This window comes from Saccharicrinis sp. 156 (genome assembly GCF_050589685.1).
GTDB lineage: Bacteria > Bacteroidota > Bacteroidia > Bacteroidales > Marinilabiliaceae > Saccharicrinis.
Window position 1 is genome coordinate 114,211 of sequence record NZ_JBNGOS010000004.1, and the last position, 14,232, is coordinate 128,442.

The following is a 14,232-nucleotide window of genomic DNA, read 5'->3' on the forward strand; positions in this document are numbered from 1 at the left end:
AAGAAGTTATGGCATCGAAATTAACAGAAATTACAACCAAATATCATACGTTTGTTGATAACCAGGTGTTAACCAAAGATCAGTTAAACGAGTTTGTTACCTATTTTGATGACCAGAACAGACTTACCAGGGTATTCCTGTACGGGGTAGGTATAGTATGCGGCTTTAAGTTATCTTTAAATGCTTCTTCCATAACCATAACACCGGGAGTAGGTGTCACAACCGATGGTGATTTGTTACAAATGAAAGTTTCAATACCGGGTTCCGATTTAAAAACACTAGCCAGTGAACCCGTTAAGTATTCGTACTATAAAAGTTTTGCAGATGATGTGGCCAACTACAATCAGTTCAGAAAGCAGGTTGGAGGCGAATCGCAGGTAATGGATCTATGGGAGTTATTTCCTGAACAACTTGAAGATACTCAACCACTGCATACCATACCCGATTTGAACAACAAAGTAGTTTTACTTTACCTGGAGTCCTTTGCCAGGGAAGATGAACTTTGTACTACTATCGATTGCGACAATCAGGGCGTTGAACAAATCAATCGATTAAAAGTGCTTCTGGTTTCAAAAACGGATGCGGATTTGATAGCCAAAAGGGATACCGTTTTCAGTGCCTTCAATGTTTTCAACCATTACTTTAATCTGCCGGAAATAGCCATTCGAAGGGTAGTGTTAAATCAAATTAACACGGTTAAGTACGAAGAACTTAAAAGAACCTATTACAATGTAATTAATAGTGATAACCTTGTTAAACATCTTTCAAACGGAATCACGCGCATCATTCAAAATTTTGAATCTATCCTACAGCTTAATATCTCAACAACCATCTTAAATACCTCAATAACTAAGCTCAAATCTATTTTCAATTTTAGTGCCTATGCGGTACCTTTTGACATTCAGTACAGGTACGATTTTCTAAAGAATATAATAGATACTTACAGCGAAATAAAGACATTATTGCTTGATTTGAAAGGTATTTGCTTGCCCGATATCAATGCATTCCCAAAGCATTTGATGTTGGGATTAATCAGCGAAGTTAATATCCAACCCAAACAATTAAGGCATTCTTTCTACAAATCCCCGGCCATTAGTTGCGGATTGGATAAGTTGTTGTTGTGTAAAAGTTTAATTAATAGATTATTTGTGTTGATCGATACATATGGTGTAAAATCCGGGGACATTAAAATTATACCATCAAATCGATTAAAAGATTTGGGTCAGCAGGCCATACCGTACTATTACAAACATAACGATGTTTTGGTTAGGTCCTGGAGCTTTCACAAAACATCAAAAGGAGACGAGAAATATAACCTGGGCTACCATACAGATAATCTGGCAGCTGCCCCTCATATTCAAAACCCGTTGGCTTACAATATCGACAAATACGACTTTCTTAGGATTGAAGGCCATCAGGGCAAGGACTACCGGGATGCATTGGAAACACTCAACGATTTAAAGGTGAAATACGGACTGGCCTTTGATGTGAAGGCACTGGCAGTTAATTTGACGGATGAAACACTGGACATTGACGATTATGAATGCGAGTTTGAGGATTTAAAAGTCATGCTGAACGCGTGGAAAGCCGAACAAGATTGCATTCTCGCTCAGGTGGCAAGCTTCTTTTCGAGTTTTAGCACGGCCGAACCCGGGAAGAACATGAAGGAATCGGAACTGGTTTTAACAAATAAGGCCAGTGCAAGGCTGGCATCGGTTTATTCCGGGGACTTAAAGTCTGCAACAGCAGGAAAAGATATTTCCTATTTGAATGTGAATACCCTGTACCAACGCGTTTATACCGTAAACAGTGTTGTAACCGATAATATGAATACTGCAAAGGATACGTTGGGTATTGAGATGAAAGCTGCTATAGAAGAAAATAAGGCAGGCTCCGTAAACGATATTATTGCCAGTGCCAGCCAGAAACTGGCAGAAAAAGTAAACACCGATGAATGGAATGCTGATCCTGGATTAAAGTTTTTTGTGGTGGAGAAAGGGGTTGAGCTGATGGCTTATACGCATGTTATTACTCAGCGTATGCCTGCAGAAGTGGCTGTGGTGGATACCATTAAGGTGAACGACTATAAAATAACACTAGTACAACTGTGCGATCTGGTTCAAAAAATGAAAGCTGCTTATCAGTCTCTTCAACTATCGGTAGCGCTACGAGCATTTATGGGACTTTTAATTAATCAGCTGTCTACGGTATGCTGTTCAGGTAAAAAATTGGAGATATTATTGGAAGAAATCAATAAACGGAAAGAAAAAATATTGTTGGAATTGCAGCTTTCCAAATTTATTGAAAATCATCCGGGTGCCGAACATGTGGCAGGGGTTGTGCCTGGTGGTACCTTTATTATCGTATATAAAAATAAAGAGGTTTTACAGCGACCGGAATTAAGTGTAAATGATTTGTCTAGCTCCAATGCATTCAATAATGCCACAGCAGAGTTGGCCAACGACCTACTAAAAATAAATAAATACAGTGCATCTGAACGAAATATTGTATTAAACAGGGTAAGTGATTTACTAAAGTTGGAAGATAGTCTTGCTAACCGGTTGGAATCTTTGAGTGCTTTCGTAAAGGTTTCGGATATTCCTGACAATACGGTGGTTGCGGATTTTGCGCTGCCTTATTTGTGTTGTTCCGAGTGCAAGCCTATCAATTACATTGTGGCCAAACCACCGGCAACTTTGCGTCTGGAAAAAGATAAATATTGTTTGGGCACAGATACAGATCCTGTCTTATTTGAAATATCACCGGCAGATGGTGTTGTTAAATCAGATCCTGAAACCGAGGCTATTACTATTCAGGATAATAGTTTGGTTATAATTCCGGCTCTCTTCCCCGAAGAATTAATCGGACAAGAGATACGCTTTACTGTTAACGATCAGGTTACGGATGCCGTGCTTACCGTTTACAAAGGTATTCAGGTCGATTTTAACGTTCCGGAATCGCCAACCAGCCAAACAACTTTCACTTTTGTTGCGACTGGTAATGTTCAGGGAGTCAAATTCTTTTGGGCGTTTGGGGATGGAACCACATCGGAAGATCGCAGTCCTACGCATACTTACAATCTTCCTGTGGGCGAGGACAACAAGGTGGTGGTAAGCCTGACGGCTACTGCTGAAAACGGTATCTGTACATCTTCCGTTGAACACGGAATTGAGTTTGTCGCTATACCGGCAAGCATCGATCTGGAAGAAAAGGAATATTGCGAAAATGACAAATCAACTTATCCGTTTAATGTAACACCTGCAGGAGCTGATGTTGAAATAGCAGGTCCTGGTGTTAGTAAAAATGCAGCGGGTAACTTTGTGTTCAATCCGACCAGTGCAGGTGCTGGTACTCATTCATTTATGTTGGATGGTGAAGCCAGTGATTTAACCATAGTAGTTCAAGCTGCTCCTTTTGCCAGTTTTACGGCACAGCAGGTAGGCAACCAATTAATACTTACCAATACTTCGTTAAACGCAAATCAGTTTATATGGACCATCAACGGTCAGGAGTTTGAGCGAGGTGACGCCAATCCGTATATTATCAATCTTACGCCAGACAGCCCAACTTCGTGGGTAATTAGTCTTCAGGCTCGCGGAGCAGCCGTGTGTCCACCGCATCGCAGCAGGACAACTACCGTTAATACAAAGTATAACAATGAGCCTGAGGAAAACTGTATAGACGAAACCAAGGCCGATATTTTAATAGATCATACCGCTTTGCATGCCATTAAACATGATGACAATGGTGTGGTGGATGAATTTTGGAAACAAACGGCGGTTGTGTATGGTGGCACCAGCGATTTTAACGAGGGTGTGACGGATGCCATTGATCAATTCCTGGAGGGTGAAGCGAACGACCGATTGGATGGAATGTTCACATTGCTTCTTCGTCGTACGACTGAGATGATATTGGAAATGAGTGGGCAGGAAGATGTGGTGCCTCGTTTGGTTCAGTTATTTGAGTTGCAATTGCGCTTATTCTACAATGTTTTAGGTTGCCAGGATAACGATGCAATATTTAAGCATGCTGATGTTCTGAAAAATATGTTGGAACAAATTCTGGAACTGCTCAGGCTACTTCAAAATCAGCAAGTCGTTGTGTTCAGCGATACCATGAAATCATTTATTGCAGATTATCTTAAAAAGATTTCTGATGTTGAGATGTTGAAGGACCATGTAGAGAGAATAATAGCAGGTAATTTGATATAGTTTGTCGAATCATATCATTCATAAGGTAACGGTTGATGTAAATACTGCCAGCGAGAAAGAGGCGTATTTCATTAAAGATAATATCAGCCGGTTTTTGCAGGATCAGATATTTCCTCGAATAGAAAAATTGTTTGAAGAGTATGATTCGGGTAAGATACTTAGGGTTGATATTCTGGATTTGGAATTAGCCATAAAGGATTGGAAAAATACAAATGAAGTTGTTTCCAAATTGGAAAAGGAACTTTTAAAATGTTTAAATAATCCGGATTCGCACCTATCAAAAAGCACAGGAAGCGATCAAGCCTCAATTCAAATCCATGTACGAAACAACGCAGCGTCTATCTTTCTGTATTTTCTGGAGCATGGCTATCTGCCCTGGTATGGAAAAAAAGAGGATGTAATACAGTTTACGCACCCGGACAAATGGGAAAAGAACCTCGAAGAACAATCATTCGCTAAAAAGATAGGTTTACTGTTGCAGAAAGACGGACATGCGGTAAAACGTTTTGTCTACCAGCTTTCAACAAATAATATTTTGTCTTTCATCGATTCACTGGGTGTTTTAAATGTATCAGGAAAGAAGATCTTAATAACTTTTGTGGATAAATTATCTAATAATTTCAGGTCTGTTTTTTTAAGTTATTTCATATCGAAAACGGTTAATACGGAAAGTGAAAATTCATTCTTTGATTTTTCAGAATTCTACAGTTCTCTGGGCATATCAGGGAATGAAAAAGAACATCTTTCCATAATTCATGAATTTAATACGGTCATAGAAAAGGCATTCTTAAAAAATATTGGAGGTAGAATACGCTTTAATCCCAAGGATAAAACACTAAAAAATAGTTTGTTGCAAAAGACATCGGATATAGTTCTTCGGGCTAATTTTGAGGAAATTGACAGAAAAGGGGAAGTTGCACACCCGTTTTTAAAACAGGATAATGATGAAATATTCGTAAACAATGCGGGCCTCATCCTAATACATCCCTTTTTGAAGTCCTATTTCGAAAACCTGGCCTTTTTAGATAAAGAGGGTGCAATTAAAGAAGAAAGCCGTTTTGTAGCCTTGCATGCATTTCATTTTCTGGTGACTGGGAAGGACGAATATTTTGAATCTGATATGATTTTGGAAAAGTTTTTATGCGGAATTCCTTTGGAAATACCGATTCCTACCTACAGCCTGATCAACGAGTATATAAAAACGGAGGCAGAAATTTTGTTAAAAGAAGTAATAAAACATTGGCCAGCACTCAAAAGCACATCACCCGATGGATTACGCCAAATGTTTTTTTATAGAGATGGGAAACTGCAAAAAACAGATAAAGGATATAAACTAACCGTTGAGTGCAAAGCGCAAGACGTGTTACTTGATCAATTGCAATGGGGCATTTCCATTGTAAAATTACCGTGGCAGAAAGAGTTGTTGTATGTAGAATGGTAACTGATGAAAACTAAGCAGAGGAGAATAAGAAGAAAAGAAAAGGGCAGTAGTCCTTTTTTTTCAAATAAAGAGGATGGTGGTTTTTTCATGGCACAACCCAAACTAACAGTTGGGCAACCAGGTGACAGGTACGAACAAGAAGCCGACCATATTGCGGATAAGGTGGTAGCAGGTAGCAAAAGAATTCAATCAAAGGCTGATTCTGGAAATTTCATTCAGGAACAGCTGCAAGGAGAGCCATTGGCAGAACAAATTAGCCCCTTACTTCAAAGACAGGAAGAACTGGAGGAGGACGTAATTCAATCTCAACCTCTGGAGGAGGAAGAAGAGATGTTACAGGCACAAGCCGAAGAAGAAGAGGAAGAAATGTTGCAGGCCCAGCCTGTTGAGGAAGAAGAGGAAGTGCTTCAGGCTCAATCTATCGAAGAGGAAGAAGAAATGGTTCAAACAAAAGGATCTGGAAGTTCCAGGGCTATACCTAATATTGAGTCTACCCTAAGAGCTAACGAAGGTGGCGGCAGTAAATTGGATAGCGTTACCAAGAGCGAAATGGAACAAAGTTTTGGGGCTGATTTCAGTAAGGTGAATGTGCATACCGATTCTACCGCCGTTCAAATAAGCAAGCAATTAGGGGCACAGGCTTTTACGCATGGAAACGATATTTATTTTAATAAGGGAAAATATAATCCTGAATCAACGGACGGCAAGCATTTGCTGGCCCATGAGCTGACCCATACCATTCAGCAAACGGGTCAGGTATCACTGAATCTGCAAATGACCATAGGCGACAATCACGATTTGTCATCTGCCCGATTTTCCGGAAACCTGGTGTTAGAAGCTTGTTTCGATGGAGAACAAACACTGCAAAACGGAAGCAGCGGTGCTCCGGTAAGCATTATGCAACAAGCCCTGGTAGATGTGGGATTCCAATTGCCGGTTTTTGGTGTTGACGGTATTTTCGGTAATGAAACGCGAACCGCCATTCAGAATTTCCAACGGGCTTCATCTATCCCCGATACAGGTGTGTTGGATGTAGCTACCATGTCGTCGTTAGATGCGCTTTACTCAGGTGGAACTCCTGTATTGCCACCTGCGGTACCTGTTAATCCGCCGCCAGGAACAGTACCCGTAGTTACATCCGAAACCATAGCATCAGCTCCGGATGGCACTGCTGATACGCGAACAACGGTAGGTGTTGGGGAAAGGGTGCGGTTTACAGGGGATACCGCCGGAACATGGACTGCCACAACAGGTAGGATTATTGGTAACAATAATGGGGTTAATATGGTATGGGAAGCCCCACCTATAGCAGCATCACCAACCATTTCCTTAACAACAACAGGTGGTGCAACATCCATCCATATGACTGTTACTGCGCCCGATTCTCTTACCATGACTGTAGGTGGGAGACACGCAATCCCCGCGGGAACTGCCGGTGCATGTATGCAGAACAATGTATTTATCCATCCGATGAATGTGAACTTTGGCAGAACGCAATGGCTCGAAGTGGCCGGCCCAGCTTCCAATGTTTCCGGCTATTTCACAAGGTTTACTGCCGATCAAATATTTCATCACCCCAACCCTAATTTCCTACCTTTTAATGATAACAATACTGGTTTGACGGACCATGCAGCATGGCATGGTGTTCCGGCACCTTTTTCAGGTGGTAGATTTGACTGGGTGATCCCTAATTTGTATAAAATAGATGGAGAACCGGATTCGCAAGGAAAGATTTTTACCAACACAACGCAAGCCTTTTTTATGACATCCACCGGTACCATGATGATTACCAAAGCCGGAGCTCTCGTTATTAGGTTTATAAATAATACGGTGATATAAAATTTAATGATTAGATGCTTCGGGTAAATCTTTTAACAAGCAGCGAAAAAGTACCCTTTGATAGATTGGGCGATTTTGAAATTGGTGTATCTGTTTATAATCCAACATCACAAACTTTACATTTCGATATTTCTGAAACTTCACTTTTTATAAATGGAAACAAAAGTGTCGCCTGGGATTTAGCAGTTCAAAATGGGACTATCATTAATTTTAGTGTGCCTTCGCATCAAACCAAAACGGTACAATGGCCACTAGGTAAGGCTTTATTTTCAGAAAAGGGAGCATCTGAGTTGAAACTTCTGTGGAAGGGTGAAACTCAACTAAAAGTTGTAAAAGTACAGGATTAAACTATTTCATGTTCACATCAAAAAATAACATAGCGGAATCCTCCAAATCATCGGGTAACAATTTTTCTACTTCTTTTATCCAACCCAAACTAAAAGTGGGACAGCCGGGAGATAAATTCGAAGTTGAAGCAGATAGGGTGGCCGATAATATGGTGGAAGGAAACACCAAAACAGATAATTTTCTGAACTCATCATTTTTCCCATCACCCGAAAGTAATTCATCTCAGTTACAATCACTGCCCGAAAACAATCCGGAGGAGCTGGAAGAAATTCAAGAAAAAGAACTAGGAGAATCGGAAGCAATACAATTAAATGTTGATGATGATATTTTGCAAGGTAAATGTGAAGAGTGCGAAAAGGAAGAAAAGCTGTTGCAAACAAAATCTTCGGGAGATTCTGAGGTAAAGCAAGATATTGAAGCACAATTAACAAATTCTAAAGGTGGCTTACCTTTGGATTCGTCTATCCAGCAAGAAATGGGAACGGACTTTGGTGCAGATTTCAGTGAAGTTAAAATTCATACAGGTTCAGAAGCTGTTCAAATGAGTCAGGAACTGAATGCACAGGCTTTTACAGTTGGAAACGATATTTACTTTAATGAAGGAAGGTATAATCCTGAAAGTAAGGGTGGTAAGCACTTATTGGCTCATGAATTAACACACACAATCCAACAGAATCATTCAGCGGTACAAAGAAAATGTGATTGCATTAACGAAGAATTGACAGGTTCATCCGATTTGTTAGTGCAAAAGGTGGATGATGAAGCTACAGAAGCTCCTCAAAATACAGAACCTCCCCTTGATGTGAATGACACACTTCCTAGTGAATGTGGTGACATTGATGCTTTAGGGCAAAGTCAAATAGAAGACTTCTTATCGACATTTCACCAAGAAATAAGTACTTGGGAAGATTGGCGAAATCAAGTCAATTGGGATAATGCTACGGTAAGTGGACAAATACCATCTATATCACCCTTGCTAGGCGCTTTCGACTCTTTATATAATACGGATTTCTATTGCACCGAGTCAATGATATTGGTGATCCCTTCGGATCATACCGAAATACGCAGAATGCTCGACGAAGGGACTGGGCTTCAGTTGGGAATAAGCTTGCAGGAATTCGATTTGATTAACGAATGGATGCAGTACGACCGAAATACCAGCAATACGTTTCAGAATTACTTTCAACTCAATCCGGGAGATGAGGTGGAACACCACTACACTATAAACGTAATTGTGGCAGTTGGAAAAACGGATGATATTGCTGCAGCGGGAGCTGGCTTTGGTGGTGCTATGGAAACTCCAGTTGGTAAAGTAAAAATAGGGTGTTTTCTTAAAGTTGGAGTAGGGGGAGGTTATGTGGTATTCCGTTATGCCAATAATCTGGGTATGACATGGGAACAAGGCTATCTGCAAGTTAATGTAGGATTATCCGGAGAGTGCTCTGTTGGGGCTTCTATTGGTCCATCCGTTGATACTAGTTTTGGTAGTGAAGACTTATGTTCTGGTTCGGCAGACCCGGATCCAACCCCTGATTGGTATGGACCTAAAGATTTTGCCGGAGGAACTGTTGAACAATCATTCGGTGTTAGTGGAGGTTTAGGTTTAACGGCTGATGTTAGTGCTGCTTATTTATATCTGGTAATTCCCGGAAAGCCGGATATTTTCTTTAATACCTCAGGGGCCTGCTTTGGACTGGAAATAGGAGGTCATATGAATTTGCCAGCAATCAATATCATTCAAGGAGGAGGACAATTTGCCGTTGGTGGTTTTGAAGGCACACCTGGTGATCTGGAACCCAGTGTAGGTATTTGTGATAACTCGGACCTGGAACAGGTAAGGGAGGCACTCATTACACGAATGTTGTACTTTGAAACAGGGGAAAGTGATGTTCATACCGGCGAACATGCTTCCAATAACGGGGTTGCTCTTAACGAAATCCTGTCTGCTGTAAGTGGTAACCTGGATAATACATTCTTGAGTTCCATAACTATTTCGGTAGTAGGACATGCTTCACCACTTTGGACTGGAGCTTCCGAAGAACGGGCTGCGTTAGAAAATTTGAACCTCGCCTTGACAAGAGCTCAGAATACCAGTTTGTTGTTATATGATGGACTGAATGCTTTCGATGGTGAATTACCACCTATTTCAATTATCTCAGATGGAGTTTGCGAAGAGGGCACACCAGCATCCGAAGTTGATTTTGAAGAAGAAAGTCGGGGCTCAGAAGAAGGATTGGAACAAACTGAAGACCCAGAAAATGATTGGCAACGATATAGAAAAGTGGAGATAACCGTTTATGTAACAAGATTTGTAGATAATAGTTTGACCATGTTAGCAGATCAGGTAAATCCCGAAAATAATTTTTGCCAATAAAACTTTATAGTTTCAATTAATAAGGAAATATGCTTGCTTCCAAAACCCTATCCGATGCCCAATATTCATCAAACAATAATGGTGTTAATACTTCATTTATCGAGCCTAAGCTAAAAGAGCGACAATCAGGCGATAAGTTTGAATTGGAGGCGGATAATACGGCCGATACTATTATTGAAAGTTCAACTCAACCCGATTCTTTTTTAAATACATCTTTCTTTCCTTCATCAGATTCTAATATTCTTCAAATTCAGCCAGAAGTTAATCCTGATGAACAAGATGAACTTCAAGAACAATCTATAGTAGCTGTTAATGGAATTTCGCAGGAATTCAGCTCTTCGGATGAATTATCAGATGGTCTATGCGCTGATTGTGAAAGGGAAGAAGAGGAATCCGAACTTGGCTTGTCGGCAGAAATTGAAAACATTCCTTTTGGTGATATGATCAATAAATATCCCTTAGATATATTATCCGTAACAGACCCAATTACAGATCTCGGTTGTGATGATGGACGTGATATTAATAATAACGGGGATCATGATTTAGATAAGGACATTCATCATCCTGATGATAGAAGTCCTGATATTTGGATTTACGATACTATATTGGGAGAATCCGGTGCTTTCTCTGATTTTCAGATAGGATTTTTTGCAGGAACATTCGGTGTAGACACAACAGACGATAACAGGCTGTTCGATAATTTTACATCCGGAAGCGGATCGCAAATCCATTTTGGTACGGGAAGTGATATGGCAAGGGAAATTGGAAGTACCGATGCGTTTACTTCTTTTGCCCGTGAATTTGAAACATCCATCCGGGTTTATTTTGATGAGCACCAAACCTTAGCAGGCTTCGACTGTCAGGCAGAGCTTATTAGAACCCGCCCCAATTATGTTGGAGGATTGGATAGTTTGTTTTCATGGGCGGTTATGGGCGGTTATCAACGTTTGGCAGTTGAGATTGATGCTTCAAGTGGAAATCTCGATGTTACCTATCGTGTTTTCGACCACTATGGAGCTGGGGTTAGTGATGCCTGGAGTTATTTGCCGGGACTGTCCGCTATGTATTATCTGCAACACTACGTGACCAATTCAGAAAACACCTATGTTCCTTTTATTTGGTCGGTGCAAATCAGTCGTTTTTCAAGCTTATAATTTTGGATGGATTCTCCGTTAATAAAATATATCTCCCTATTAATTCAGTATCGACTCGAATTGGAATTAAAGGGAAATGCTGTAGTTTTCCCAGAGCTGGATATCAAAGTGTTAAATCATTCTCCACTGTCTCTATTTATCAAAGAAAATGAGCTTGCCGAACAGGAGATTGCCATCCTGTTACTTGCCATTCTGCCTCATATTCTACCATCCTTTATAAATTCAATTATCCAAAAATATTTGCCTGGTGGCGGAGATTTCCCGGATTTCGGTGGAGTCAAAGGTAAAAACCATCGTGGCATTCTACCTACCGGCGAAACAGTATTGTACATTTTAGGTGGAAAAGACATTGCCAAACGTGTAGAAATAGCAAAGTTGTTTGGTGAATCACACCTGTTTGCTCAAAAAAATGTACTTTATATTGAGAACGTTAATTCGGGAGAACCCAAAATGAGCGGTCGATTAATCATGGACGAAGAATATGTGGAATTATTTGTTTCAGGCAATGTTTCAAAACCAAAACTGAGCAGTAGTTTCCCGGCGCAACTAATCACTACGCAACTGGAATGGGACGACCTGGTGTTGCACCAAAAAACCTTGAGTGAAATAAAAGAAATTGAGACCTGGCTCAAGTTTAACTTCAAATTACTGAACGATTGGGGAATGAGTGGAAGAATAAAACCAGGTTATCGTGTTCTTTTTCATGGACCGGCCGGAACAGGAAAAACCATGACCGCAAGTTTACTAGGTAAGTATACAGGACGTGATGTATTCAGGATTGACCTATCCTTAGTGGTATCTAAATATATTGGCGAAACAGAAAAAAATCTGTCCAAACTCTTCGACAAAGCCGACCATAAAGACTGGATACTTTTTTTCGACGAGGCAGATTCCATTTTCGGAAAACGCACCGATGTGCGTGATGCTCACGATAAATATGCCAATCAGGAAGTTTCCTATCTGCTGCAGCGTATTGAGAACTTTGGCGGGTTGGTGATCCTGGCTTCCAATATGAAATCGAATATCGATCTCGCTTTTATCCGGCGTTTTAACAGTATGATAGAATTCGAAAACCCAAAGACTGAGGAACGCCTTCAGCTTTGGCAAAATTACTTACCTAAATCGGCCTCCCTCGAATCCAAAATCTGCCTTAAAGACGTGGCCCGAAATTATGATCTCACCGGGGCCAATATCGTAAATGTTATCCAGTACGTAAGCTTACGAACCCTCGAAAAACAATCCTCCACCATTACTTACGACGATTTGATTAAAGGAATACAAAAGGAATACAAAAAAGAGGGGAAGATGATGCGGTAATATAAGAGAGTACGATGTGAATTATCATAACGAGAACTTAAAGCATAAATTATGAAAAGATTAGTAGGTAACAGACGTAAAAAGAAATCTGGTACAGAAAATAGTTCATTGTTTGCAAAAAGCACGAGCCTACTTAGTGTAAATGGAAAATTACGTTCGCCATATTACGAACCTGGTGAGCAGGAAGTACGAAACCAGGCCTATATACCTGTGGAAATTGGCAAGCCGCTTGTAGTTAGGTACTTGTATTTCTTTTTAAAACTCGATAATGCAAATAGTAAGCATCAGGAAATAATGGTTTCTACATTTGTAAAAACTGAAGAAGAAAAAAAAAGCAGCAGCTGAATCGATTAATTTTTATGATCCAAAAATGAAGTTCAATAATGGGTCTGCCGACGTGGTGAATTTTGGTGCAGATGTTTATGGACATGAATTGATTTATTATACAAAGAGTTATATCGGTGAGCCGATAAAGTTGACGTCAAAAATCATGGAGCTGGACAATCCTGAAAAAACTATCAGTCAGATAACGTCAGGAATTGAAAGAATTGGCGACCTCCCATTTTTTGCTGAGTACCTGCCATATGTGGCTATTGCAAAATCTGGGTTAGACTTGTTGGGAAGGTTATTTAAAATCTTAGACCGTGACGACCCAATAGTGCCGGGTCTTAGACTGGATTTATTTTTTAACCGGCCACACGTTGCACGTTTACAAAGCGGACGCGTTGTCTGTGTACAAGGAAAAACTGACGATGAAATCATTAACGCAGGGTATTGTTTAAATAAAAAAAACCGGCTTGTAGATGAAAACGGCAAAGAATATCGGGAGACCGCTTATTTTGTAATGCAGGTGAACTCGGAAAATCAACCCGCTTACGAAGATTTTGAGTACTATCAAAATGCAGCTGAACTTCTTTCTTTAACAAATAGGCCTGATGGTTTAGGTGATTTTATCGATACAGCAGTGGAAGGATTTAAAACCTATGCAGATATCACAACCATATCGGATATGGAAGACCTACAGGATAATCTGGATGAGCCCGACGTGAAAAAGAGATTTAAAGCAATGTTTAAAGGCTTGTCGGGGGATGTAAAAAGTTTATACCGCAAAAAGTACAAAGAGATTTTATCTGCTTATGAAGACGTGTAAGCGACTGGAATATTCATACGTAGTGAAGATATGTTGCAACAATAATTTATAAACTATATTATCGGTTAATATTAATAATGGCACGGGAATATAACTCGTGCCATTTCTTTTAAAAATCAGTATAGTAGTGTTTTAGGTGTGAAATATTATATTTGCTTACTATAATAACAGTTAAATATCCTTATAAATGAGGATGGATTTTGATAAATTTATTTAGGAACTTATTCTACAGGGTTATACCAGTTTCATTTTTTTTGGGAATGACCATGGCGGAGTTGTATCTATCCTGCATCTTTCTCTTTTTTTTAACGTTGACTTATACTCCTCATGTTGTCATTCAACTAGGTTAAACCCGCAATATGCATTAGAAAATCTATTACACATTGAAATTGTTTCAG

9 protein-coding genes are annotated in these 14,232 nt (G+C 40.0%); all 9 read left to right on the plus strand.

Features of this window, described 5'->3' with window-relative positions; all coding sequences use genetic code 11:
• The first annotated feature begins 8 nt into the window (after positions 1-8).
• From ACRD64_RS03245 to ACRD64_RS03285, 9 genes are read left to right on the plus strand one after another with little or no spacing between them, the layout of a single operon-like run.
• Positions 9-4,211, plus strand: coding sequence for a hypothetical protein (locus ACRD64_RS03245; protein WP_430931727.1), 4,203 nt, complete (start codon positions 9-11; stop codon positions 4,209-4,211).
• 1 nt (position 4,212) lies between these two features.
• Positions 4,213-5,652 (plus strand): contractile injection system tape measure protein, encoded by a 1,440-nt coding sequence (locus ACRD64_RS03250; RefSeq protein ID WP_430931728.1) that lies wholly within the window; start codon positions 4,213-4,215, stop codon positions 5,650-5,652.
• A 3-nt stretch (positions 5,653-5,655) separates the two neighbouring features.
• A complete protein-coding gene (locus tag ACRD64_RS03255) occupies positions 5,656-7,491 on the plus strand; it encodes an eCIS core domain-containing protein (RefSeq protein WP_430931729.1) in 1,836 nt (611 codons plus the stop codon).
• A gap of 14 nt (positions 7,492-7,505) precedes the next feature.
• Entirely contained in the window at positions 7,506-7,838 is a 333-nt protein-coding gene (locus ACRD64_RS03260) for an LEA type 2 family protein (protein ID WP_430931730.1), read from the plus strand.
• Positions 7,839-7,846: 8 nt separating this feature from the next.
• Positions 7,847-10,213, plus strand: a complete 2,367-nt coding sequence (locus ACRD64_RS03265; protein ID WP_430931731.1) for a DUF4157 domain-containing protein — start codon at positions 7,847-7,849, stop codon at positions 10,211-10,213.
• Between the two features lie 29 nt (positions 10,214-10,242).
• Entirely contained in the window at positions 10,243-11,367 is a 1,125-nt protein-coding gene (locus ACRD64_RS03270; protein WP_430931732.1) for a hypothetical protein, read from the plus strand.
• 6 nt (positions 11,368-11,373) lie between these two features.
• Positions 11,374-12,684, plus strand: a complete 1,311-nt coding sequence (locus ACRD64_RS03275) for an ATP-binding protein (protein ID WP_430931733.1) — start codon at positions 11,374-11,376, stop codon at positions 12,682-12,684.
• A 51-nt stretch (positions 12,685-12,735) separates the two neighbouring features.
• Positions 12,736-13,029 (plus strand): hypothetical protein, encoded by a 294-nt coding sequence (locus tag ACRD64_RS03280; RefSeq protein WP_430931734.1) that lies wholly within the window; start codon positions 12,736-12,738, stop codon positions 13,027-13,029.
• Positions 13,030-13,054: 25 nt separating this feature from the next.
• Positions 13,055-13,834 (plus strand): hypothetical protein, encoded by a 780-nt coding sequence (locus tag ACRD64_RS03285; RefSeq protein ID WP_430931735.1) that lies wholly within the window; start codon positions 13,055-13,057, stop codon positions 13,832-13,834.
• The last annotated feature ends 398 nt before the right edge of the window (positions 13,835-14,232 follow it).

Coding starts and splice junctions, on each gene's coding strand:
- ACRD64_RS03265 (WP_430931731.1), top strand. CDS start 7,847: ATGTTCACATCAAAAAATAACATAGCGGAATCCTCCAAATCATCGGGT.
- ACRD64_RS03260 (WP_430931730.1), top strand. CDS start 7,506: ATGCTTCGGGTAAATCTTTTAACAAGCAGCGAAAAAGTACCCTTTGAT.
- ACRD64_RS03275 (WP_430931733.1), top strand. CDS start 11,374: ATGGATTCTCCGTTAATAAAATATATCTCCCTATTAATTCAGTATCGA.
- ACRD64_RS03285 (WP_430931735.1), top strand. CDS start 13,055: ATGAAGTTCAATAATGGGTCTGCCGACGTGGTGAATTTTGGTGCAGAT.
- ACRD64_RS03245 (WP_430931727.1), top strand. CDS start 9: ATGGCATCGAAATTAACAGAAATTACAACCAAATATCATACGTTTGTT.
- ACRD64_RS03255 (WP_430931729.1), top strand. CDS start 5,656: ATGAAAACTAAGCAGAGGAGAATAAGAAGAAAAGAAAAGGGCAGTAGT.
- ACRD64_RS03270 (WP_430931732.1), top strand. CDS start 10,243: ATGCTTGCTTCCAAAACCCTATCCGATGCCCAATATTCATCAAACAAT.
- ACRD64_RS03280 (WP_430931734.1), top strand. CDS start 12,736: ATGAAAAGATTAGTAGGTAACAGACGTAAAAAGAAATCTGGTACAGAA.